A 25,496-nucleotide genomic window follows, 5' to 3' on the forward strand; every position below is an offset into this window, starting at 1 on the left:
ATAACATCTGAATATTAAAGTCTTGTAAACTCAGTGTACAGATTAAATTAAGTTTAAGTGGAGGCAAATGACGAACGAAAGGCGGATGGGCTTATCTAACTTCCCTTAAACCCTTCCATTTATGAATCTCTTGAATACCTTCCTCACAAACTCCATAGGAACGCCAGGAACAAGTTTTACACACAATTTGAATATCGGAGGGGACGACAAACTTTCTGATGCATGATTCAATGTCTTCCCATGTCAGAATTTGTCCGATTTCAAGTCCTATTTTATCTAAAATATCCTGATCTCTTCTATAAATATTGTCGTCCTGGCAGTGGTATTGACCAGAGTTGGGGTATTTTTCACACAACTGATCAGGACCCTTAACGAGCTGAATTAACGTCTTAGGGTTATTTCTCAAGGTTTGATGCAATCGTGTCATATTTTTTACATATTCTTCTGAATAGCCCATTCCCCGATAGCCCAAAAGGCAAAAAAGATGATGACCTCGAAGTTTATACATAATTCTCCTCCTAGTTCATAGATGTTAACTGTGAATTACAATGAGTTAACATTGCCTTTTTTCATCATAACATATTACATCTGAACAATTGATTACATTTTTTGTTTCACTAAGAGGAGCAAAAAATTCCATACACTCACAAACATCACCGACCGTTTGCAGCGTAGCTGAAATTTTTTCACTAATTTCGATCGTGAATTCACCTTCAATTTCCATCAAGCTGGTTCCATTTCTCCTCCTTGACCTCTAACATTGACTAAGTTTCACCATCGATAATGATGCGGCATTTATGTTGTTGTTCCCTAAAATCGGTAGTAGTGTATCTGTAGCAGTTCCTATATTTCGTAGCTCAATTGTGGAATTTTTGGGAATATGGATAATTGCTTGTCCTATAAGCATTAGCGTTGCATTATTCACTTGTCTTGTAATGCCAAAGTTGGTTGAATTCCCAGGAACCAAAGATTGATTCAAGAAAATACCATATACCGAAGTTGAAGCAGGACCATCAATGAGTAACGTATATTCTATCTTATAGTCTCCTGATTTCAAGACGGTTATAGTACCTCTATTCTGGGAAAATCTAATGTTTTTCAAAGAGCCGTGTTGATTAAATCGTATCTTTTCATTGGGTCTTACTAAGATTGGTTCGGTTCCTACAAGTGTAACATAACCATATGCCACAGAAGATTTCTTCCAATTTCGATCAGACAATTTTAAATCACCACCTTTTCAATCTACTATTATATGATATTAGAGAATGAAGGAAATGATTGTACGAATTTGACGAGCAACGTAGAGTTACATATACTTGTCAGGAAATTGCACGGTTACTTATATTAAAGGAGGTAAAACATGAATTACATTTCACCGAAAGAAGCGGTGTTAAAGGTGAAACGGTGGCCTAAAGATACCATAGCTGCTGGTCGTCGTCATACCGTTGGGCTTAAATCGGACGGTACGGTGACGGCTGTGGGTGATAATAAATATGGCCAATGTGATGTAAGCGGCTGGCGCGATATTGTGGCGGTCGCCGCTGGTAATGTTCATATGGCAACGAACACGGGTAATGCTCATACAATTGGTCTTAAATCTGACAGTACGGTGGCGGCTGTAGGTTGGAATAGGCATGACCAATGCGATGTAAACGACTGGCGTGATATTGTAGCAGTGGCGGCGGGTTGGTGTCGTACAATTGGTCTTAAATCCGATGGCACGGTGGTAGCAATGGGACGAAATAATGAAGGGGAATGCAATGTAAGCGGCTGGCATGAAATTGTGGCGGTCGCTGCGGGTGACTGGCATACGATCGGTCTTAAATTGGACGGCACAGTGAAAGCTGTGGGTAATAATCGGTATCGCCAATGTGATGTAAGCGACTGGAGCGATATTGTGGCGGTCGCGGCGGGTTATCTTCATACCGTTGGGCTTAAATCGGACGGTACAGTGACGGCTGTCGGTTTGAATAAACATGACCAATGCGATGTAAGCGGCTGGAGTGGTATTGTGGCAATAGCGGTGGGTAGTAATCATACCGTTGGCCTAAAATCGGACGGTACGGTGGCGGCTGTGGGTTGGAATAAGTTTGGCCAATGTAATGTAAGTGATTGGCGTGATATTGTGGCGATAGCGGCGGGTTGTGCCCATACCGTCGGTCTTAAATCGGACGGCACGGTGATAGCAGTGGGTGATAATGAATTTAGACAATGCGATGTAAGCGGCTGGAGCGGCATCCAACTGCAGCAGTGACACACGAATTTGGGCAATGCAAGGAATCCAAAGTGTTAATCTCTCTGCCGGTTACAGCCATGAACATACATCGTCTGAAACGTTGAATATTGACACCTGTTATAACACGGCTGCCTTAATAGGCGAGGTCTTTCGGGACTACAGAAATTTGCAAAGGACCTTGAGACAAATCGAGAGGCTGGAATTGAATGAATGGAGTGAAGTGAGATGAACAATATTTTTGTGTTCGTTTATGGCACGTTAAGAAAAAATGAGAGTAACCACTATTTAATGAAAGGTGCTACACTAATCGCCTGCCAAGCATGGGCGAATGGGCGTCTTTTTGATACAGGTCATGGTTACCCGGCATTGAAGGAATCGATGAGCGATAAAGTCTATGGTGAATTGTACCTTGTATCCGAGGAACAGCTTCTTAGGCTGGATGAATTGGAAGGATACCGTCCAAATAGTAGAAATAACTTATACATCCGCAAAAAGCAAGTTGTATTTTATGAAAATGGCAAAATTGAAGCCTATCTATATTTCATGGCGGAACAACATGGGAATATGTTGGAAAATCATATTGAATCAGGTGATTGGAAGGTTTATAGATTTGCGAAGCCTGCCTCACCGATTTTAAGGAAAGAATGAGATCCACTATTGGAACATCCGGACAGGTTTCTTGAAGGAAATATGGTTTTTTATAAATAACCGGAGAAGGGAGTTTAAATATGGGTGATAAAGAAAAAACGTATTATCAACGTGGCACCGAGGAACTCAAATTTAAAAATATGTCAGCACATAAACTTGTACTAGAATTTAACAATAGTGCGACTGAAGATTTCATCAAGAAAGAAAAGATTGTTAAAGAATTATTTGGTAGTGTAGGAGAGAACCCTAGTATTGAACACAATTTCCATTGTGATTTAGGATACAATATTCATGTCGGGGATAATTTCTATGCTGGATATAATTGCACTATTTTAGATATGGCTGAAGTTAGGATTGGACAAAACTGTATGATAGGTCCTAATGTCGGGATATACACTGCTGGTCATTCAACCGAGCCAAAGGGTAGAAACAAGAGTGGTTATGCGATTCCAATTAGGATTGGTAATGATGTATGGATTGGCGGTAGTTGTGTAATCCTTCCTGGAGTCACAATTGGTGATCATTCGATTGTTGCTGCTGGTTCTGTAGTTACAAAAGATGTTCCCACTAATACAATAGTTGCTGGAAATCCTGCAAAGATACTGAAAAATATATAATGTTTAAGCATTCCTAATCACGGAATTGCCGTGCGAGTTTTTACTACTAAAATAACAAAACTATCATAGAAATTTCAGTCTTACGAAATGGTATGTAATTTACTACACGAATTCAAAGTGGAAAATAAAATAGCAATGACATAGTAAAAGCCGCCAAATTGGCGGCTCTTAAGGTTTAGTGTTGGACTTGCTTTTGGTGCTCCAAGAGTGAAAAATAAAATGTACCCTATAGAGTAGACACTTAAAAAGGTCTGCCCTATAGGGTACTTTATTTGTCATGATGAAGGAATAAAAGCTTCATGAGCAGAATAAAAGTCATAGTGATCATGATTTTGTTGTATTCTCAAAAGAAATGATTTGAAAGATTAAACTAAACAGTGAGGAGATTGGTTGTATGCAAGTTGGAACCAAAATGTTTTTAGAACAACACGACATGCACTGCCATGAGAATGAGTGGTTTGCATCCATGGATCAAGCGCTTCATGGAGTCATCGCAGCTGAGGCAGCATGGACAAGTTCGGGAATCAGCAATTCGATTTGGCAGATTGTCAACCACTTGATATTTTGGAATGAAGACGTAATCCATCGAATTAAAGGCACAGAGAATCAGCAAAAGGCAGAAGACAATGAAGAAACCTTTGGAAATCCGGGGGATCCAGAAGACGAAATTGGGTGGGCCCAGACAGTGCAGCGCCTTAATGAAGTCATGAATAAATTAAAAACGGTCATTGCGGACCTTGACGATGAAAAGTTAAAAGCCCCGTATGCAGCTAACAGGTACTCTATTGAGCGCTTACTCAGCAATATCATAATGCACGATACCTATCATCTCGGCCAAATTGTTCTGTTGCGAAAGTTGCAATCCTCTTGGGGTGGCGTTGATTGGTCCTAACGCACCATAATTCAACGACCTTTCACCCCAGCCGTAGAAGCTTTATTGACGGTGAGAAGCCCTTTTCATTCTCTATAGTGAAGTGGGTGTGATTGTTAAATAAATTATAACGTATTTGCAGAGCGATCTTTCGCATATTTAACTGTTCAACAGTCGGGCGCTTTTCTTAAATATGAAGGCGTCTTTTTGCATGTACAACACATTTAGGGATTGAGTTTAATGAAGAAGGTTTTGTTATTAAAAAGTTTGGTTTAGCTTTTTTTCAATGTTTATAACCTGATTTAATATCGTTCCTGATATTCTCAGCATTTTATTCTACATCTGGAACAGCTCTTACTTTCCTAATTGTAGTAGACATTGTGGACTGGAAATATCAAAAAGGAAAAGCGAATAAGGGGAAATATTAAACTGTTTTAATTTGAAATTAAGCTGCCATAAGGAAAGAAAAATGCGATGTTTCTAGGCGTCACTTTTTACTTGTCCATTATTGTAAGTCTATTGCTTGTTACACTTGGCATTAAGAAGAAAAATACGAAATTTATCTGAATCTCTTCATTTCTTTCTATCATTTCAACCATATTAAGTTTTGGTCGATTTGGAGAATTATTATAGTAAAGCATTTGGAAACAACAAAACATGACAAAGTAATTCAAAACCCATTGAACTTTCACATTTATTTGCTTAATAACCAGCAAACTAGAATGCATGATGTGATTTCTTTTTGGGACATGAGGAAGGAATTTATGAGTTTTCCAGCTATTGCGGGGTAATATAAAAGGTGAGGTGAAGAATTCGAGTCGGGTACTTATTTTTTTTACGTGTTAGGTGTTAGTTAAGGTGTATTACTTGAAGCTAATCATGTCTTTATATATATAATAAGAAGGGAAAATAAACTAGAAAAGGTGATAATATGAATCAATTATCTGAGTTATTATCTAAGCAACATAATCAAAATATTGAGGAATTAAAAGAATTGCTCCGGATTCCAAGCATCAGTTCCTTATCCGAGCATAAAGAGGACATCCAAAAAGCAGCTTCATGGATTGCCAATAAATTAGAAAGCATTGGAATGGAACATGTGGAAATCATCCAGACAAAAGGTCATCCGATTGTCTATGCGGACTGGCTACACCAGGAAAACGCCCCAACCGTCTTAGTGTATGGGCATTATGACGTCCAGCCCGTTGACCCTCTTCATTTATGGGAAACGCCTCCGTTTGAACCAACGATCCGTGATGAAAAGATCTTTGCCAGAGGGGCAACCGACGACAAAGGGCAGACATTCTTACATATCAAAGCAGTGGAAACACTATTGAAAACAGAAGGTAAATTACCGGTAAACGTTAAGTTTTGCATCGAAGGAGAAGAAGAAATCGGAAGTCCTCATCTTCCGCCATACTTATCCGAAAATAAAGAGAAATTATCTTGTGATGTAGTCGTTATTTCTGACTCAGATATGTGGGATAGAGGCGTTCCTGCCATCACTTATTCGTTAAGAGGTCTTTGTGCACTGGAATTTTCCCTAAAAACCGCTAATTCGGATTTGCACTCAGGAATGTTTGGCGGGGGAGTCCAAAACGCCAACCATTTATTAGTGCAACTGCTTGCAACCCTTCATGATGCAAACGGAAAAGTAAATGTGGATCATTTTTATGATGATGTGGTAGAGCTTACAGATTTTGAAAAGGAACAAATTAAAGCATTGGGTTTTGATGAAGAAAAGCTAAAAAAATCATTAGGGTTAACAGATTTAACCGGTGGGGAAAACAATTTCCCATACCCTGAGAAAATCAGTTCGAGGCCAACCTTAGAAATCAACGGATTATGGGGAGGATTTCAGGGGGAAGGAACAAAAACAGTCATCCCGAACGAGGCTCATGCCAAAATCACTTGCCGTCTCGTCCACAATCAAAACCCTGAAAAGATTCAGCAATTAATCCAAAAACATCTAGAAGAACAGGCGCCAAAAGGCTGTACCGTAAAAGTGTCTCTTCAAGATACAGGGAATCCATTCTTAACGCCGATCGACAGTCCGATGATTCAAAAAGCGGCCGAAGCCTATGAAACCGTTTATGGGAAATCGCCGGTTTACAAAAGAGAAGGCGGTTCGATTCCGATTGTATCGGATTTCAACCAGTCTCTAAATGCACCGGTTGTCCTAATGGGATTCGGTTTGCCAGATGAAAATCTTCATGCTCCAAATGAACATTTTAACTTAGAAAACTTTGATAAAGGGATCTTAACAATTTGTTCATTTTTAGAGCTACTTAAGAAGTAAATAAGAAAGGGCGATGACAGATAAATGTGTCATCGCCCTTTTTGCAATTACCCTATTATTGGCCAAACGTATTTGATCCGTGATAATAATAGAAATTGTTTACAACCTGTAAAGCATTCTAAACATAAATCGTTAAGAATGCATTACAGGTCTTTTTTTTTGTAAATCAAAAGTTGATAGGATCGTTAAATTGAAGTTGGCACGAAAGTTGCAATAGTTAAAAATAATGGAGGTCAAGTTTTACAGACAGAAATATCTGCACTTGTATCAAAATAATTAAAAATGAAGGGCGAGGGGTATATGGCGTATCAAACAATTGTTTATGAAAAAAGAAAGCAAACGGCATGGATTTATTTGAACAGACCTTCGGAAATGAATTCCATCACCAAAACCTTATTAAATGAACTAACAGAGGTTCTTCAGGAGATTGAACAAGACGATTCAGTCCGAGTGATTGTTTTATCAGGTAAAGGAAAAGCATTTTGTGCTGGGGCTGATTTGAAAGAACTCTTATCAGATTTAGAAAAGAAGCCGGATGGACAAAAGGGCTTGTTGGATTTCGCAGGAGGAATTTTTGAAAAACTTAACAATTTATCGAAACCATTAATTGCTGCTTTGAACGGTGTTACCGCGGCTGGTGGCTTGGAAATTGCTATGACGGCCGACATAATAGTTGCCTCAGAAAAAGCAAAAATGGGTGATGCACATGCTAATTTTGGCGTGCTGCCTGGTGGAGGCGGGGCGGTAAGGCTGCCGCGGAAAATAGGAATGAACCGTGCAAAATATTTATTATTTACCGGAGAGTTTATTACGGCGCAGGAAATGAAGGAATATGGTTTGGTTAATAAGGTGGTCCCTGCCGAGGAACTGGAAACTTTAGTCCAAGAGATTGCAGATAAAATGTCCGCAAAGAGCCCACTTGTTTTAAGGGAAATGAAAAGGCTTGCTGCTGATGGACAAGAACAACCTCTGGATATTGCATTAAGACAAGAATTATTAGCGCTGAAAAATCATACTAAGTCTCATGATTTTCAAGAAGGCTTATCCGCATTTACAGAAAAAAGAACACCAAATTTTAAAGGATACTAAAAAATGTGAGGCAGACTCTGCCTCACATCTTTTTAACTGTACTAGTCTAATTGATATTTTTTTATTTTTGCATAAAGCCATGGTCTGCTGATGCCAAGTATTTGACTTGCTTTTGTTTTGTTACCTTTTGCTTCCTCAAGGGCAGATAAAATCATTTCTTTTTCATTGGAATGGAGCATCTGTTTATATGTGGAAGAAGGCTGCTTTATTTGTCCTGTTAATTCCACATTGTTCTCCTTAAAAGTTGGAATATCATCCCCATCAATGTAATCCCCAGTTTTTAAATTAGCTCCTCTTTCAAGAATATTTTGCAATTCACGTACATTTCCTGGCCATGAATGCTTCATTAATCTGGTCAAAGCGGAATGGGAGACTCCCCTTATGTAAAATCCACTGTGGTTTAAACGGTTGATAATTGCTTGAATAATATCCGGCAAATCTTCAAGTCTTTCTCTTAAAGGAGGGATATTTAAGCGCATGATATTTAAGCGGTAGTATAAGTCCTCTCTAAATTTCCCCTCAGCAACCAATTGTTCGATCTTCTGATTTGTAGCAGCAATAATCTTCGTGTTTAAATGAATTGTCTTAGAACTGCCAATTGGCTGAAATTCTTTTTCTTGCAGTACGCGTAAAATTTTGGTCTGAAGTGGGAGAGACATATCTCCGATTTCATCCAAAAAGATGGTCCCATTTTGTGCGAGTTCAAATTTTCCTTTCATCCCGCCTTTTTTGGCGCCGGTAAAGGCACCATCTGCATAACCGAAAAATTCAGATTCAAGTAATTCAGGTGGAATTGCCGCACAATTCACTTGGACGAAAGGTCCCATTTGGGAAGAAGCGGCATGTATCCCTTGTGCAAATAATTCTTTCCCTGTGCCGCTTTCGCCAATAATCAAAACGGTCGACATGCTTTTAGAGGCTAAGGCCGCCTCATGCTTTACTTTTCTAATGGCTTCTGATTCCCCGGCAATATCAAATAGCGTATATTTGGTTCCTTTTATTTCATTAATTTCTCTCTGGTAATCAGATAATTGTTTTTCTAATTTTTTCACTTTGGTTAAAGCCTCATGAAGATGTGTTAACCCACGGTAGGTCACTTTACAGATGGCACTGATGATTTCTCCATTTTCCTTTATCGGCATTATCGAAATAAGAGATTGCTGCCCTGCAATAATTCGAGGTGTATTGTGAATGCTGATTCCACTATTGATGACATTTTCAATTTCTAGTTCAGGGAATAAATCAGTCATAGATCTATTGATGGCATCCTTGCCTTTTAAACCAAATAAATCCGTGAATCCGCGGTTTATCATGGTAATTTCTGCTTTTTTATTTACAAGAATAATAGCATCATAGGCAATTTCGAGAACGGAGGTTAGTTGACTATACACAAAACTATAAGAAGACAGTAATTCTTTTGTAGAGATTACACCAATTGGAACTCCTTCTTCATTAACAACCGGAGCATTTCCAAAATTATGTTTCAAAAGCAACTGTCTTGTATCCTCAATGGCTTCGTTTGGGCGAAGGAAGACTGGACTGGGTGTATAGAATTGGTCAATGGTAGTGTTCAAGGATGGCTGGGTGGTCAGCAATTTAAAAACCTTATTTTTTGTGATGATTCCAATTAATTTATTGGAATCATCCACAACCGGAATAATATTGGAGGATGTTTTTGTAAACATAGGAAGTAATTCTCTTAAAGTTTGATTTTTGGTGCAGCAAACAAAATTTGATGTCATAAGATCGGAAACATGCAAATGTATTCACCCCTTTTCATGGTTATTATAACAAAAGGATTTGAAAGCGTTAACAGTATTACGTTAATTATATTTACAATTTACAATTTTCTGTTAATGATAATTTACAAGTTCAGTATAGAGGGTCGCCATTTAACGGACATCTAACTTGGCACGGAAATTGCAATTGTAATAGTTAGAGAGATTTTGAATGGAGGAAACTAGATGAACTAATCAATCGCCATAAAAGAAGAAATCACCTTATTCAAAAAAACCATCGAAGCCTTTGCGAAAAATGAAATTGAAAATTACTATTCAAAATGGGAAGAAGACGGAATTTTTCCTAGAGAATTGTGGAAAAAGTTAGGGGATGCAGGTCTGCTTTGTGTGGATATACCGGATCAATATGGCGGATTAGGTGCACCTTTACATTTTGCAGCATGTATTGTCGATGAATTCAGCAGACTTGGATACAATTCCGTCTCCGGAAACCTCGCCGTTCATTCAAATATTGTTGCACATTACATTCTGAATGCCGGTTCGGAGGAACAGAAAGCTCACTATTTACCGAAGATGGCTACCGGGGAATTGGTAGGAGCCATCGCAATGACAGAGCCTGGTGCAGGGAGTGACCTTCAAGGAATCAAAACAAAAGCCATTAAAAATACGGGTACGGGTGAATATGTGATCAATGGCTCAAAGACCTTTATCTCGAATGGACAAAATTTTGATTTTGTCATCGTGGTGGCTAGAACGAATCTTGATGTTTCCGCTTCAAGGGGGACCACACTCTTTATCATCGATGCTAATAGCAATGGCTTAACCAAAGGAAAAAAACTAAAGAAAATCGGACTTCATTCTGCTGACACGTCAGAATTATTTTTAGAAGAGGTTAAAGCGGGCTCACGCCAAATATTAGGTGAAATGGATCGAGGGTTTATTACCTTAATGCATGAGTTACCAAGGGAAAGGGCAACGCTTGCTGTCGGAGCATGCGGCGCTATGGAGGGTGCCCTAGAAATCACGATTAAATATTTACATGAACGTGAGGCCTTTGGAAAACCGCTCAGCCAGCTCCAGGTCATCCGCCATAGGATTGCCGAAATGACGACTGAGGTAAAAATAAATCGAGCCTATGTGAATCAATGTTTAGAGTTGTTAGAGAGAAGTGAGCTGTCAACTGCTGATGCCAGTATGGCGAAATTATCGACCACAGAGGCTCAAGGCCGGGTGGTGGATGGCTGCTTGCAGCTGTTTGGCGGATATGGCTATATGGAAGAATACCCAATTTCAAGAGCTTTTACCGATGCCAGGGTCCAACGAATATACGGTGGGACGTCTGAAATTATGAAGGAAATCATAAGTAAAGATGTATTAGGAATAGTAGAGTAGGAGGAATAATGGTGGGGATCTTGAACGGCTTGAAAGTTTTGGATTTCACTACGCTCTTGCCTGGTCCATTTGCGGCGATGATGTTGGCAGACATGGGAGCGGACGTGATAAAAGTGGAATCTCCTGAACGTGTGGATTTAACGAAATATGTCCCACCAATGGATGGAGGAGTATCGGCGTTGTTTGGACAGCTGCAACGCTCGAAACGATCTTTAGCATTAGATTTAAAGCAAACGGAAGCAAGAGAAATCGTCTACCAATTGGTACAGAAATATGACATTGTCATCGAGCAATTCCGCCCGGGCATCATGGATAAATTAGGCATTGGTTATGAAAAGTTGAAGGAAATCAATCCTAGTGTCATTTATTGTTCGATTACTGGATACGGGCAAACAGGACCACTGCGGAATAGGGCCGGGCATGATAATAACTATTTAGCGTTAGCCGGTATTGCCAGTTACTCCTCAAGGGAAAATGAAGCCCCTGTTCCGACAGGCATACAGGTGGCCGACCTTGCAGGAGGCTCACAGCCTTCGGTAATTGGAATACTTGCTGCCGTCTATCACCGTGAAAAAACAGGTGAAGGACAGTACGTTGATATAAGCATGACGGATGCAGTATTTTCCTTAAATGCCATGTATGGCTCAGGCTATTTAGCCGGAGGAAGAGAACCTGAACCGGAATCAGAAATGTTAAATGGCGGGTCCTTTTATGACTACTATGAAACAATAGACCACCGATATTTATCGGTGGGCAGCCTTGAACCACAATTCCAAGCAAGACTTTGTACATTAATTGGTGATAGCAATCTAGTAAAACTTAGCAGCAGTCAGAAACTTGAGGATCAACATGCTTTTAAAAGAATTTTAGCAGAGGAGATTAAAAAGAAAACGTTTGAGGAGTGGCTGACCATTCTTGGCGATGATTTTGATGGATGTGTCGAACCTGTGTTGAAATTCTCAGAAGCAGTCAATCATTCACAAATAAAGGAAAGGAACTTGGTCGTTTCAGTACCGAAGCCACAAGGGGGTACACAAAAACAAATCGCCTTTCCAATTAAGTTTTCAACACAGTCAGCGGAGTATCGATTCACAGGGGTGGAAACAGGAACACATACGGAGGAAATTTTAGCAGAGGCTGGTTTTGATTCGCACATGTTTGAAGCACTTGCTGATAAAGGAGTATTTGGAAAACAATTAAAAAGTAAGGGAGATGCGAGAGTATGAATGTAAAAGATAAGGTTGCGGTGGTAACAGGTGGAGCTTCAGGGTTAGGGTTAGCGACGGTTACAAGACTCGTAGAAAAAGGCGCGAAGGTTGTTATTTTTGATTTAAATGAAGCGAAAGCCAAGGAAGTTGTTGAACAATTAGGTGAGAATGTTCAATATGCAATCGTGAATGTGGCAGATGATGAATCGGTTCAGAAAGGAATCAAACAAACCATTGAAGCCTTTGGAGCGATCCATATTTGTGTCAACTGTGCAGGTGTCGGCACACCAGGAAAAACGATTGGGAAAAAGGGTGTGTTACCGCTTGAACAATTTAATAAGGTTATAGGGATTAATTTAATCGGTACATTTAACGTTTTGAGACTAGCAGCGAATGAAATGGTAAAAAATGAATCGCTTACCGATTCTGGTGAAAGAGGGGTCATCATTAATACCGCTTCGGTCGCTGCCTTTGATGGCCAAATGGGGCAGGCAGCTTACGGGGCAAGCAAAGCGGGTGTGGCAGGAATGACGTTGCCAGTTTCACGTGATTTGTCAGAGTTTGGCATTCGCGTAAACACGATTGCACCTGGATTGTTTTTGACACCAATGGCAGACACGTTACCTGAATTTATCGTTCAAAAATTAGCTGAAAGTGTAGAATTTCCGAAGCGATTAGGGCATCCATCTGAATTTGCGGAATTGGCCACATTTATGATGGAACATGAATATTTAAATGGAGAGGTTATTCGTTTAGATGGCGGTATCCGGATGGCGCCAAGATAAAAAATCAATGGGAGGTATGGAATCGTGACGAGTAAAGCAAATGTAATCGGTGTTAGCATGGTAAAGTTTGAGAAGCCAGGCAGAAACGAACCCTATGAAATAATGGCCTCAAAAGCAATTACTGATGCATTAAAAGATGCAGGTATTGAATTATCCAAAGTCGAGCAGGCCTATGCCAGCTATGTTTATGGTGACAGCACGTGTGGTCAAACAGCCTTATATAAAGTTGGAATGACCGGCATTCCGATTATTAATGTGAATAATAATTGCTCTTCAGGTTCCACAGCTCTCTACATGGCACGGCAAGCAGTGGAATCAGGGGCGTGCGACTGTGTCCTGGCATTTGGCTTTGAAGAAATGAAGCCAGGTGCCTTAGGAGAAAATTGGAGGGATCGAACTTCACCCTTCCAATGGATATACAATCGTTTTGAACAATTAAATAAAGGTTTACCAGAGGGACCGGTTGCGTTAAAGGTTTTTGGGGCTGCAGGAATAGAATACCTGGAAAAATACGGTGCAAATCCTGATATTTTTGGAAAAGTAGCGGTGAAATCAAGAAATCACGCAATTAATAATCCATATTCATTGTTTACAAAAGAACTTCAATTAGAAGAGGTCATGAATTCACCAGTTATCTACCCAGGACTGACTCGGTTTATGGCATGCCCGCCGACCTGTGGAGCAGCAGCCGTCATTGTTTGTTCTGATCGTTTCGCACAAAAAAATAATATCAACCATGCGGTAAAAATCATCGCTCAATCCATGACAAAAGATACACCGGAAACTTATGTGATGTCCTTATTCGGGACGAGAACGGCAACTATTATTTTGCTGATCGGAAAAAAGACATCGTAAAGACAGGTGGCGAGAATGTCTCAAGTCAAGAAATTGAAAGCGTCCTAAGTCTTCATCCGGAAATACAGCAATGTGCAGTTTTCGGTGTTCCTGAACCACGTTGGGGAGAAGCTGTAACCGCGGCCGTCGTTTTAAAAGATGGATCTACTCTAACAGAGGAAGAAATCATTGACTATTGCCGCCAAAAATTATCTGGCTTTAAAACACCGAAGCAAGTCGTGTTTAGGTCCAGCTTACCGACTACATCGGCTGGTAAACTACTAAAGCGAGCATTAAAGGATGAATATAAAAACTTATTACTGGAAATCTAAAGTATCAAAGTGAGGAATCCACTGCAATGGTGGATTCTTTTTTCCCGGTTCAAGAATAATAGACTTGTAAGATAGAAAGAAAGCCGCCAAGAAATGGCGGCTCTCTGCTTATTGTTGGACTTGCTTTTGATGCTCCATGACCTATGACAATCATGGTCCCTACAAAATACCAATATGGGGAGTCAAGTTCCACAGCAAGCAGCCATGTTCCGCCGAGGGAAATCAAAACCGCACCAATCATGGGAACATAAAGAAGAAATGCTTGTAACGAAACAAAATATGACGGGATGAGTTACGGTCGCAAAAACAATTTAAATGGTTCTAAATGAACGAGTAGTATACCTAGACATTCTATATATATTGATTTAGAATAAACCTAGAATGTCTAGGTATTGTTTTTTCTTGATGGGGGATTAAAATGCATAGAAAAATAATATTGATTATTGTACTACTTTTATTGGCAACTTCTATTGTAATAGTAAAACCATCTTTAACTCGTTCATTCCATTATCTCATTACATCAAGCACAAACTTTAAGAATGAAAATATAAATGGTCTACAATTGTTTGATAACATACACGACAAAAAATTCTTAAATATATACGATGAACAAACCACTAAAAGCCAAGATAATAACCTCTATAATTATTATGAGATTCAAGACGGAGTAGAAATTGCAACTAATGATAAAGGAGATATTTTAAGATTTATTATTGAAACGGGAATTCCAACTGCAAAAGGAATAGAAATCGGAAATTCTATTGATAAAGCAAAGGATTTATATGGAAAAAATTATTATAAACGTGTAGAACAAGGTGTCGATATTATTGGCTATGTGGATAAAAAACACCACCAATCTCTCGAATTTTGGTATAACCCTCAAAATAAAATCATCATGTATCGGTTAGATGACAATTCGATGAAATAGAAAAAAATAGCACGCTTATCCGTGCTATTTTTTGTGCAATACGGAATCCAAAAATCTGTTTTTTGAGTTTGTATTCCAGACAAATGCGCCATATGGAAGGAGCAAAACATGGCAAAGTAAGAGGGATCGTAGTTAAGTTAAATATTGGGGGGGAGGAGAACTCAATTTATGGAAATAAGAAAACCAAACGATTCAGAATATAAAAAGATTTTATCACTTTCACCACAAGCCTTATTAGATGGTACATTAGGCGAGTCAAAACCGTCAGATGAAAAAGTTAAACAACTTATTGAACCATTATTGGAGAAAGGAAGCTATTATTTAATAGCAACTGAAGGCGATATTCTAATGGGCTGGATTCTTATAGGAACAAGTAAAGACCCATTTACTGAAAAGATTTATGGATTTATTTATGAACTTTTTGTATTAGAAGAATTTAGAGGAAATGGAATTTCAAAAAGATTGATGGAGACTGGTATTGAACAGCTTAAACAAGCTGGATATTCAGAGGTTCGTTTAAGTGTATATGCAGGAAATCAAGCCATTAAACTGTATGAAAAATTGGGATTTAAAAATAGAACCATTACCATGAGTATGCCCATTTAAAATAACTATCTTTATTTAACAGCTAATAAGATGGTTTAAGGACTGTCGTTAATTGGGCAAAGATGATAATTATCTTAACAATTTGTAAAACAGTGCCTGGCACCACCTTAATTAGGTGGTGTCAGGCACTGTTTTAAATTCAGGTGTTTGAATTTAAAGTTGTGATTGTAGTATCGTATACACGAGGAGTGATAGCATGAACGAAACCATTCAATTATTAAAAAATCATCGCTCAGTTAGGGACTTCGACACTGAAAAAGAGGTAAGCGAAGCGCAAATCGAAGTAATTATTGAGGCGGCTTTGGCTGGTCCCAATTGGATTAACGGTCAGCAGGTGACAGTGATTGAAGTCAGAGATCCTGAAAGGAAAGCAGCATTAGCTAAAGCGGCAGGTAACCAACGGTGGATTGAGGAAGCTCCCGTGTTTCTCGTGTTTTGCATGGATTTTTATCGGGCGAAACTGGCTGCAGAAAAAAATGGGACGGAATTTAAAATTGTCGAGGACTTAGAAGCTATTATGGTTGGTTCAACAGATGTAGGGATCGCTCTGGGAAGCGCAGTAATAGGGGCTGAATCGATGGGGCTCGGGATCGTTCCTATCGGAGGATTACGGAGAAATCCCCAAACCTTTGTAGATCTTTTAAATCTTCCAGAATATGTTTTCCCCATCTCAGGTCTGGTTGTTGGATATCCACGATCTGTCCCCGAACAAAAACCAAGGCTGCCAATGAAGGCAACCCTTCAGAAAGAACAGTATGATACAAATTTTCAAAAGGAAGAGATTGATCAATATGATCAAACGATATCATCCTATATGTCTGAACGGACGAACGGGAAAGATACCAGCGATTGGTCAAGTAAAGTCGCTCAATTTTATGATACTGGTTTTGACCAATATGCAAAGAATTCCAGTCCTACGGTGAAAAATCAGAGGTTCCGATATAAGTAAAAAAATAGATTTCCTACAAACGCCTTCACACAAAAAAGGCTAAAAAATCACCAAAATGCAAAAAGCGCCTTCAAAAATCAAATTTGGAGGCGTTTTTTTGCCGTTTCGCTCTAAAAATGCCCTCAAAAATATGAAAAATGAAAGTTTTCTATACTGTCAATCTCGATATTGTAGAAGTGCTGAAGATGAGTACAAGGCATAAAGAATGAAGATTGGTGGAGTTAAACCGTGCGGTAAGAATGTTGATTTGATCACATTAACCACTCTTTTGCATATTTTCCAGCCGGAATGGGCAATTTTTATCAGTATAATACCTTGGTGAAAAATGCTTTTTTGGGGGGAATAATTTGATTTTTAATAAAGAGCAGCTAAGAGAAGAAGCGCATAAAACAGCATTAACCCACGATCCTTACATAAGTCGAAAGAAATCAACACGCTTTATACGGTCAAATGAGTCGGACTTTGAGAAATTGCGCAACTTTGTTAACGACTTAAGAGATAATTGTTCATCCTGTTCACAGCCAGCCGAAGATTGGTTACTAGATAACGCGGAATTTTTGGAAGAGCAGGTGCTTGTAGTAAACCAAGAGTTAACGAAAAAGTTTGTTAACTCTTTACCCCACCTAAAAAAAACGGGGGATTCTAGAGTTTATTCTATTTGTACAGACTATCTTCAATTTAACGACGGGCATTTAGATATGGATTCATATATTTCCTATCTACAGTCTTATCAGGAAGTTTCCGTACTGACAATGGGTGAAGTTTGGGCTGTGCCGCTTATTATGAGGGTGGCTTTGATTCGTCGGTTGGCCGAAATCATGGATACAGTCAAGGAAAGACGCGATGTTTGTGTGTTGGTTGAAAAGTTACTTACCGATATCAAGACCACAGAGATCACGCCAGAAAAACTGAAGCAAGTATTAGAGGAAGCTGGACAAGATATGCCTCTTTCTGGACCGATGATTGTCCATTTGGTAAAACATCTGCGCGAACGAGCTGATTATACTGCAACAGTCGGTGAATGGCTCATTTGCAAATTGGAGAATGGACCAGAGAGCCTTGATCACATATTGTCATATGAATATCAGCTCCAAGCAGCCTTTCAAGTAACAACAGGTAACCTGATCACTAGCTTGCGTAAGCTTTCTCGATGGGACTGGAAGGAAACCTTTGAGCAAATTAGCATGGTTGAGCAATCACTAAGGAAAGAGAGGACTGGCCTTTATGCGCAACTTGATTTCTCTAGTCGTGATACTCTTCGAAAGAGGGTCGAGAGGCTTTCGAGACGTTTAAATCTGCCGGAAAATCTTGTGGCAGCACAGGCAGTGGAGCTCGCGGATAAATATGGAGAGAAACTATCAGGTGAGGAATCGCAAGAACAGGAAAATAGCGAGGAACGAGCAGATACATATGGAAAGGAACTTAACGAAAAATATAGCAAGGATAAAAATCGTCAATTATTTGTTGCCTATTACTTTTTAGATCCCAATGGCATGATGCAATTGAGACAAGCGTTAAAAATGTGTGGTAAGCCACGAGCTCTCCCAGAAACAGGGATAATGCGCCGAGCCACAGGGACCTATTTTAATATGTTAGCAGTATACTTCGCTGTGTTCTTGATTGGCTTTTCAATATGGATAGGTTGGGATGAATTTTTTACACCGCTTCAATGGCTTGCTATTCTAGGAACTCTTTTGTTCCCAGTGACAGAATGGGCGGTTACTTCAGCTCATTGGTTTATTGAACGAGTCAAAAGTCCAGTCCCATTATTGAGATTTGATTTTTCAAAAGGAATTTCCGCTGATGCGAAAACGATTGTGGTGATTCCAGTCATCTGGTCATCGATAACAGAAGTAAAAGAGTTGACGGACCGGCTTGAATTGCATTATTTGGCGAATCGGGATTCCAATCTCCACTTTGCGTTACTTGGCGACTTCCAGGATGCGGAGACAGAGTCTCTCGAACAGGATGAAGTCATTTTAACAGCGGCTAAAAAAGAAATTGAACGATTGCGAACTACCTATTCCAGCACAAACTTTCATCTCTTTCAGAGAAAGCGGCAATGGAACCCGTCAGAGGGTGTTTGGATGGGATGGGAGAGAAAGCGTGGAAAGCTAGTCGAATTTGTAGAGCTTCTAAAAGGGAGAAAGGATACAAGCTTTGCTTTATTAAAAGCCGATTTGACTACCCTTCAGGATGTGCGTTATATCATTACTCTCGATTCTGATACGCAGCTTCCACTGGAAAGCGCCCAGCGAATGATTGGGACACTGCATCTACCCTATAATCAACCGATCCTAAATGATACAAAGACAAGAGTAATCGAGGGCTACGGGGTGCTTCAACCAAGACTCAGTATGAGTCATGAGGCCTCAATGAAATCGCGTTTTGCCAGACTATTTTCAGCAGATCCAGGGTTTGATCCATATGCGTTTGCCGTTTCTGATCCGTATCAAGATGCACTGGGTCAGGGGATTTTCACTGGAAAAGGAATATTTAATGTGGATGCGTTTTATCAAGTGCTATGTGAACGGATTCCGGATAACCGGGTGTTGAGTCATGATTTACTTGAAGGAAGTTTCCTGCGTGCAGGCCTACTTTCCGATATTGAATTAATTGATCATTATCCAGCGAAGTTTATCGTCTTTCAAAAGCGGCTGCATCGCTGGGTAAGAGGAGATTGGCAGCTATTACTATGGTTGCTGCCAAGAGTGAAGAACCGAAGAGGTGAACTGCTGCCAGTCGATATGTCTGTACTGACTAAGTGGCAGATCATTGATAATATACGGCGGAGTCTAATGTCTACGTCACTATTTATTACCACTCTATTAGCAGTCACGATCCTTCCGGGATCACCTTTACGCTGGATCGCATTGGTGACTGCGACATGGTTCTTGCCGATTCTTCGCCAGCTTGTTACCTTTCAGACAAGTTTAATGAATCTGCGTAGTATTTTAAACACGGCGGCTCAAGTCTTGTTAGGGATTGTTACCATGCCGTTTCAAATAGTCCTTTTGCTTGATGCTATTGTGAGATCGTTGTATCGTTTATTGTTTTCAAAAAAACGGATGCTCGAGTGGGTCTCAACAGATGAAGTAAATCGTAATAGCGAACGGAAGGGAACTCCTTTGCTCCAATCCATGTTAGGAGGTTATGTTCTTTGTCTTTTGTTCTTGGCGGCAACCTTATTTAATGGAAATACAGTGGTACAGATCATTGGGCTTACATTAACTGTGATGTGGATATGTGCTCCACTTGTCATAAGGTGGCTCGATCAGCCGTCTCCACAGGAACGTATGGCATTTTCGGAAGAGGAGCTCGAAGAATTAACGAACCTGGCTCAGCAAATATGGTCTTTTTATGAAGATTTTGTTACTGAAAAAGAGAACTGGCTGCCGCCTGACAATGTGCAAATGGAACCGCAGAACGGGGTAGCGCATCGAACCTCTCCTACCAATATCGGGATGTATCTTACCTGCGCTTTAGCGGCGAGGGATTTTGCGTTTATTGATACCCCTGGATTAATTTTGCGGTTGGAGCGGACATTGGAGACACTTGAGCGGATGGAAAAGTGGGAAGGGCATTTATACAATTGGTATGACACGGAGACACTGAACCCGTTATCGCCGAAGTATATATCAACAGTTGATTCAGGAAATTTAGTCGGCTGTCTGATTACGGTAAAGGAAGGCTTAGCTGAGTGGCTAGAATCTTTTGATAAAAAAGAAACTCCGATTTACCACTTTCATAACGATGAAAAACTGAAAACTGCTTTTTCCGAAGAAATCGCACCAGATGTCTCGAGACAACGAAGTGGTAAGAAGGCAAATATTATTTGGCGCGATAGGGGTCATGTGTTGCTTAAACGGATCGAAAAATTGATTGAGGAAACCAATTTCCAGCCACTATTTGATCATAGAGCTAATCTTTTTTCCTTAGGATACCATGCTGATCGAAATACACAGGATGAGGTGCTGTATGATTTAATGGCGTCTGAGGCAAGAATTGCTAGCTTTGTCGCGATTGCGCTTGGTCAAGTGTCTGTGTCCCATTGGCATGTACTTGGAAGAACGATGACAAGAGTGGGAAAACGGCCCGTCCTTTTATCCTGGTCTGGAACCATGTTTGAATTTTTAATGCCATGGCTGTTAATGAGGACCTATCGAAATACCTTGTGGGAAAAGACGTATGCTGCGGTTGTGGATCGCCAAATTCAATACGCACACCAGCGAGGAGTGCCATTCGGAATCTCTGAGTCAGGCTATTATGCGTTTGATTATCAAATGAATTACCAATATCGGGCCTTCGGTGTCCCGGGTCTCGGATTTAAACGGGGACTTGAACAAGATTTAGTTACTGCACCTTACGCAACGATTATGGCTCTGCCATTTGCAAAGGATCAGGCTTTGGCTGCTTTGAAAAAAATAGAGCAGTTAAATGGTCGAGGTAAATATGGCTTTTATGAAGCAATGGATTTTACGCAAGAACGGCTCCCTAATGGTAAGCAACATCAGGTGATTCAAAGTTTTATGGCCCATCATCAAGGGATGAGTTTCCTAACCCTGGCGAACCTATTGCTGCCAAAAACAATGGTAGAGAGATTCCATCGGAACAAACAAATCCGTTCAGCAGAATTACTTTTACAAGAGCGGATTCCTAAAACGCCGAAGTATATTAAGCATCCAGCCTTGGGACGTGTGCACAAGCCTTATTCCAAAACTGCTCAGGATGTTCCAACTGTAAGAGAATATATTTCACCTGACACAAAGGTTCCTGAGGTCAGCGTTCTCTCAAATGGTTCATTCACAACAGTGGTAACGAATACCGGCAGTGGTTTTAGCCAGTACAAAGGCTTATTGCTCTCTAGATGGCGCGAGGACCCGGTAATGGATCCATGGGGGAGCTATGTTTATATAAGGGATATCTCCCAAGATAAATTATGGTCGCCGTCGTACCAACCATGCCGAGTGAATTCTCCGGAACAACACGTAAAATTTGAATTAGATCGTGCTACGTATATGCGGGAGGATGGAGAGGTTAAGACAAGTATGGAGATTTGCGTTTCATCGGAATGGAATGCGGAGCTGCGTAGAATAACATTAACCAATAGCGGTGACGAAGCAAAAGTTTTGGAGGTTACTACTTTTGTTGAGCTTGCTTTGTCCAATCCTATCGCAGATGCTGCCCATACTGCCTTTAGCAAGCTTTTTATTCGGACGGCTTTCGATGCTGGATCAGGCTGCCTTATCGCTGGCCGAAGACCTCGTGAAGCAAAGGACCAGACACTCTGGTCGGCACATTCACTCATGGTGGAGGGGGATACCCTTGGATCGGTAGAATTTGAAACAGACCGCGCTAGCTTTATTGGCCGGGGCTATCGGCTATCCGATCCCCAAGGAATCCGGTCTCGCCTACGTGGTAAGGTTGGTTCAGTGGCCGATCCAGCCTTTGTGATGAGACGGCGGATCTGTATTGAACCTGGCAAAGAAATTCGATTAGTGGCCGTCACTTCGGTTAGTGAGACAAAGGAAGATGCAATCGAAATTGTCCGTAAGTTTGCTCCTAATCAAGCTGTGGAACGGGCGTTTCAATTATCATGGAACCGAGGACAGATTGAAATTCGTAATCTGCATTTAACGAATCGAGAGGCAACTGATTTTCAAAGGCTGGTAGGTCATATTTTATATACTCCTCCACTTAAAGAGGGCCGTGGAGAAAATATTTCAATCAATACAAAAGGTCAGTCTGGACTATGGAGTTTTGGGGTATCTGGTGATCGACCGATCGTCCTCGTCCGAATTGAAGACCGAAGCCAAATGCCGTTCGTTGTAAAAATGTTAACAGGTCATGAATACATAAGGAGACTTGGTCTTTTATTCGATCTTGTTCTCCTTAACGAATCGGAGGAAGGCTATCAACAATTCTTGCAAGAAGCACTTCAGCAGGCGGCAGAACAAGGAGTGGACCGTTTTGGTGCAGGTTTATCTGGAGTATATGTGATTGCCTCTAATCAATTGGCTGCGGAGGACAAAGCATTGTTAATGGCCGTAGCTCGTGTCGAGTTCCGCGCAGGCGGTGCTAGTATAGAAACGCAAATGCGATTGCCTAAGGTTGAAACAGAAAATGAACCGCTTAGGTCTGAAACGAAGAATGGGCTGCCGGACCAACTTAATCCGGTGTCTTCTGCAAGAAATAAGTACGTTTTTTCTGGTCAAACCATCCAAGTGGAAACGAAGGATTGGTTATTTTTCAACGGGTGGGGCGGGTTTTCCCCCGATGGAAAAGAGTACCGGCTCATGATTAAAAATGGAAACCACTTACCGGCGCCGTGGATTAATGTCCTGTCCAATCCTCGTTTTGGCTGTCTCATTTCCGAGATGGGAACGGGTTATACCTGGTGGCAGAACAGCCGTGAATGCAAGCTAACGCCATGGTCCAATGATCCCGTCCTTGATCCCCCCACGGAAACAGCCTATTTAAGAGATGAGGAAAGTGGTCAGGTCTGGTCAGTTGCACCATCCGCAGACCATTCAAACGAGCCATATAAAATAACGCATGGCAAAGGATTTACAAAGTTTGATCACGAAAGAAACGGCATTAAACACGAAATGCTGGTATATGTACCATTAGAGGATCCGGTGAAAATCATCAAGTTGAAGCTGCAAAACAAGACTACGGAGCAAAGGCAGATTTCTATTACCTATTATGCCGAATGGGTTTTAGGGGTTCAGCGACAGACGAATGCACCATTTATTGTGACGGAATGGGATGAGTCTGAGCGGGTCATGATCGCCAAAAACACATATCAAGAAACCTTCCGTGATGCCACCGCATTTTTGGGGATGTATCCGCAGCGGGGTGCTGATAAGGGCCCTGACCATTTAAACGATCTTACATGGACCGCGGACCGCAACGAATTTATTGGACGAAATGGAAGTATGGAACATCCAGCGGGAATGGATCGTGTTGGTTTGTCATGTCGGACAGGCACGCATTACGAATCTTGTGGTGCGATTCAGACTAAGCTCACGTTAAACCCGGAGAAAGAACAGGTTGTCTATATTTTATTAGGATGCGATGATTCTAAAGAGAGCGTCTTACAGTTAACTGAGAAATACAGCCAACCTTCCGCTTGTGATCAAGCGATGGAGGAGATTACTGCTTATTGGGACCATCATTTAGGCCAAATTCAAGTGTCAACCCCGTCAAAGGAAACCGATTTTATGTTGAACGGGTGGTTATTATATCAGTCTCTTGCCTGTCGAATATGGGCCAGAACGGCCTTTTATCAAGCGGGAGGAGCATTTGGCTTTCGCGATCAATTGCAGGATTCGCTAGCACTCCTTCATACGATGCCAGAAAAAACAAGAGCACAAATAGTGCTCCACGCCTCCCACCAATATTTAGAGGGGGATGTGCAGCACTGGTGGCATGAAGAAACTGAACGTGGGATTCGGACGACGTTTTCTGATGATTTATTATGGATGCCGTATGTGGTTTCACGTTACATCGAGCATACTGGTGATCGAACGGTTTTGGACGAAGTCGCACCGTTCCTAATGAGTGAACAGCTTGCTGAGGGTGAACACGAACGCTATGAACCGACCGTACGTTCTACTGAAACGGGATCTGTATATGAGCATTGCCTGCGAGCGATCGATCGGGCATTGAGTCGGATTGGCGAGCATGGTTTGCCATTAATCGGAGTAGGAGATTGGAATGATGGCATGAATCAGGTTGGTGTGAAGGGACGAGGCGAAAGCGTGTGGCTCGGTTGGTTTATTTGTGACGTGCTGAACCGATTTGTCGAGGTTTGCGGATTACGTGGGGATTCTGAACGGGTGGAGTCATACCAGACAATGCGGAAACAGTTAACAGACTCTCTCAACAATGAGGGCTGGGATGGTCAGTGGTACAGACGTGCTTTTACCGATGCAGGACAATGGCTCGGCTCCATTCAAAATGAGGAGTGCCGGATTGACGCCATTGCTCAATCATGGTCCGTAATCTCAGGTGCGGCACCAATGGATCGTGCTGTTCAGGCAATGAACTCGTTCGACAGGGAACTCGTCGAGCAGGACCTTGCTATTGTTCGGCTATTGACTCCAGCTTTCGATCAGACTGAACCAAGCCCTGGATATATACAAGGTTATCCACCAGGAATCAGGGAGAATGGTGCCCAATATACACATGGAGTTATTTGGGGCATCATCGCTTGGTGTCAGCTTGGTAACGGTGATAAAGCAATGGAGATGTTTACAATGCTTAATCCGATGACGCATACTCGTACCGACCAAGAAGTAAGAAGATATACAGGTGAACCCTACGCAATTGCCGCTGATGTGTATACGGCAGAACCGAATCAGGGACATTCAGGATGGACATGGTATACGGGTGCATCAGGGTGGTTTTATCAGGCCGGTATCGAGTGGATCCTAGGGATTCGGCGACGAGAAACTCGTCTTTATATTGATCCGCGTATTCCAAGTGAGTGGCCGGGATTCTCTGCTACGTACCGATTTGGGAAGACTTCTTACCACATTAACGTTAAGAATGGGTCTGGTGGCAGTGGAAGCGAGTTGACCGTTGACGGTGTGCAAATTCCGATTCTTGAAAAGGAAAAAGCTGCAGGACCATTTGTGGAATTACGAGATGACGGACTCGACCATCATGTGGAATTGAGAATTTAGGAAAAATAAAAACATTGGTAAGCTCCCTTTATTCAATAAAAATGCTCCGGGATTAATTGAACGGACCTAATACTGGAGTGGAAGGATTCAATGACGGCATTATCCAAGCAGTTGCCTTTTTGGGCCATGCTTGTGATAATGCTTTTTTCATTTGCACTCGGGCATGTTTGGCGGTGGAGTCCAGAACGCCAACCATTTATTGATACAGGTGCTTTCAACCCTTCATGATGCAAACGGAAAGGTATATGTTGACCATTTTTTACGATGTTGTTG

General features: G+C 41.1%; 20 protein-coding genes. 15 read left to right on the forward strand and 5 right to left on the reverse strand.

Annotated elements, in window-relative coordinates; genetic code table 11:
* Positions 1 to 91 precede the first annotated feature (91 nt).
* From BR30_RS0110005 to BR30_RS0110015, 3 genes are read right to left on the reverse strand one after another with little or no spacing between them, the layout of a single operon-like run.
* Positions 92 to 508, reverse strand: a complete 417-nt coding sequence (locus tag BR30_RS0110005; protein ID WP_026564916.1) for a DUF1284 domain-containing protein — start codon at positions 506 to 508, stop codon at positions 92 to 94.
* 45 nt (positions 509 to 553) lie between these two features.
* Positions 554 to 724 (reverse strand): hypothetical protein, encoded by a 171-nt coding sequence (locus BR30_RS37760; protein WP_231507668.1) that lies wholly within the window; start codon positions 722 to 724, stop codon positions 554 to 556.
* A 30-nt stretch (positions 725 to 754) separates the two neighbouring features.
* Positions 755 to 1,219 (reverse strand): hypothetical protein, encoded by a 465-nt coding sequence (locus tag BR30_RS0110015; RefSeq protein WP_026564917.1) that lies wholly within the window; start codon positions 1,217 to 1,219, stop codon positions 755 to 757.
* Between the two features lie 141 nt (positions 1,220 to 1,360).
* Here BR30_RS0110015 and BR30_RS0110020 point away from each other — a divergent pair, with 141 nt between their 5' ends.
* From BR30_RS0110020 to BR30_RS0110045, 6 genes are all read left to right on the forward strand, one after another.
* Positions 1,361 to 2,254, forward strand: a complete 894-nt coding sequence (locus tag BR30_RS0110020; protein ID WP_026564918.1) for an RCC1 domain-containing protein — start codon at positions 1,361 to 1,363, stop codon at positions 2,252 to 2,254.
* Positions 2,255 to 2,461: 207 nt separating this feature from the next.
* Entirely contained in the window at positions 2,462 to 2,884 is a 423-nt protein-coding gene (locus BR30_RS33005; RefSeq protein WP_051633546.1) for a gamma-glutamylcyclotransferase family protein, read from the forward strand.
* Between the two features lie 80 nt (positions 2,885 to 2,964).
* Positions 2,965 to 3,501 (forward strand): sugar O-acetyltransferase, encoded by a 537-nt coding sequence (locus BR30_RS0110030; protein WP_026564919.1) that lies wholly within the window; start codon positions 2,965 to 2,967, stop codon positions 3,499 to 3,501.
* Between the two features lie 394 nt (positions 3,502 to 3,895).
* Positions 3,896 to 4,393, forward strand: coding sequence for a DinB family protein (locus BR30_RS0110035; protein WP_026564920.1), 498 nt, complete (start codon positions 3,896 to 3,898; stop codon positions 4,391 to 4,393).
* Between the two features lie 910 nt (positions 4,394 to 5,303).
* Positions 5,304 to 6,671 carry a dipeptidase gene (locus BR30_RS0110040; RefSeq protein ID WP_026564921.1) on the forward strand — a complete coding sequence of 456 codons (1,368 nt, stop codon included), beginning with the start codon at positions 5,304 to 5,306 and terminating at the stop codon, positions 6,669 to 6,671.
* 282 nt (positions 6,672 to 6,953) lie between these two features.
* Positions 6,954 to 7,760: an enoyl-CoA hydratase/isomerase family protein gene (locus BR30_RS0110045; protein WP_231507669.1), complete on the forward strand. Its 807-nt coding sequence runs from the start codon at positions 6,954 to 6,956 to the stop codon at positions 7,758 to 7,760.
* A gap of 41 nt (positions 7,761 to 7,801) precedes the next feature.
* Here BR30_RS0110045 and BR30_RS33010 read toward each other — a convergent pair whose 3' ends face one another.
* Positions 7,802 to 9,502, reverse strand: coding sequence for a sigma 54-interacting transcriptional regulator (locus tag BR30_RS33010; RefSeq protein ID WP_155928534.1), 1,701 nt, complete (start codon positions 9,500 to 9,502; stop codon positions 7,802 to 7,804).
* A gap of 252 nt (positions 9,503 to 9,754) precedes the next feature.
* Between BR30_RS33010 and BR30_RS0110055 the strand changes: the two genes are divergently transcribed.
* The 5 genes from BR30_RS0110055 to BR30_RS38815 are packed head-to-tail and all read left to right on the forward strand — an operon-like array spanning position 9,755 to position 14,050.
* Positions 9,755 to 10,891, forward strand: coding sequence for an acyl-CoA dehydrogenase family protein (locus BR30_RS0110055; protein WP_269320607.1), 1,137 nt, complete (start codon positions 9,755 to 9,757; stop codon positions 10,889 to 10,891).
* Positions 10,892 to 10,902: 11 nt separating this feature from the next.
* The gene (locus tag BR30_RS33015) at positions 10,903 to 12,117 is read left to right on the forward strand and encodes a CaiB/BaiF CoA transferase family protein (RefSeq protein ID WP_197032314.1); all 1,215 of its coding nucleotides are present in this window, start codon (positions 10,903 to 10,905) and stop codon (positions 12,115 to 12,117) included.
* Positions 12,114 to 12,884, forward strand: a complete 771-nt coding sequence (locus BR30_RS0110065; protein WP_026564924.1) for an SDR family NAD(P)-dependent oxidoreductase — start codon at positions 12,114 to 12,116, stop codon at positions 12,882 to 12,884. The genes BR30_RS33015 and BR30_RS0110065 overlap by 4 nt, the downstream gene beginning before the upstream one ends.
* A 24-nt stretch (positions 12,885 to 12,908) precedes the next feature.
* On the forward strand, positions 12,909 to 13,739 hold the full coding sequence (locus tag BR30_RS33020) for a thiolase family protein (RefSeq protein WP_051633549.1): 831 nt from the start codon (positions 12,909 to 12,911) through the stop codon (positions 13,737 to 13,739).
* A gap of 32 nt (positions 13,740 to 13,771) precedes the next feature.
* The gene (locus BR30_RS38815; protein ID WP_442852966.1) at positions 13,772 to 14,050 is read left to right on the forward strand and encodes an AMP-binding enzyme; all 279 of its coding nucleotides are present in this window, start codon (positions 13,772 to 13,774) and stop codon (positions 14,048 to 14,050) included.
* A 49-nt stretch (positions 14,051 to 14,099) separates the two neighbouring features.
* On the opposite strand, the gene BR30_RS36600 is transcribed toward BR30_RS38815, so the two are convergent.
* Positions 14,100 to 14,291 (reverse strand): hypothetical protein, encoded by a 192-nt coding sequence (locus BR30_RS36600; protein ID WP_155928538.1) that lies wholly within the window; start codon positions 14,289 to 14,291, stop codon positions 14,100 to 14,102.
* A 177-nt stretch (positions 14,292 to 14,468) separates the two neighbouring features.
* Here BR30_RS36600 and BR30_RS0110080 point away from each other — a divergent pair, with 177 nt between their 5' ends.
* The 4 genes from BR30_RS0110080 to BR30_RS0110095 all read left to right on the forward strand — a co-directional run bounded on the left by BR30_RS0110080 (position 14,469) and on the right by BR30_RS0110095 (position 25,223).
* Complete coding sequence (locus BR30_RS0110080) at positions 14,469 to 14,978, forward strand: hypothetical protein (RefSeq protein WP_026564925.1); 510 nt, start codon at positions 14,469 to 14,471, stop codon at positions 14,976 to 14,978.
* 168 nt (positions 14,979 to 15,146) lie between these two features.
* On the forward strand, positions 15,147 to 15,584 hold the full coding sequence (locus BR30_RS0110085) for a GNAT family N-acetyltransferase (protein ID WP_026564926.1): 438 nt from the start codon (positions 15,147 to 15,149) through the stop codon (positions 15,582 to 15,584).
* Positions 15,585 to 15,780: 196 nt separating this feature from the next.
* Positions 15,781 to 16,533 (forward strand): NADPH-dependent oxidoreductase, encoded by a 753-nt coding sequence (locus BR30_RS33025; RefSeq protein ID WP_035445327.1) that lies wholly within the window; start codon positions 15,781 to 15,783, stop codon positions 16,531 to 16,533.
* 347 nt (positions 16,534 to 16,880) lie between these two features.
* Positions 16,881 to 25,223 (forward strand): glycoside hydrolase family 94 protein, encoded by an 8,343-nt coding sequence (locus BR30_RS0110095; RefSeq protein WP_026564927.1) that lies wholly within the window; start codon positions 16,881 to 16,883, stop codon positions 25,221 to 25,223.
* Positions 25,224 to 25,496 lie beyond the last annotated feature (273 nt).

It is taken from the genome of Bacillus sp. UNC41MFS5 (assembly GCF_000686805.1).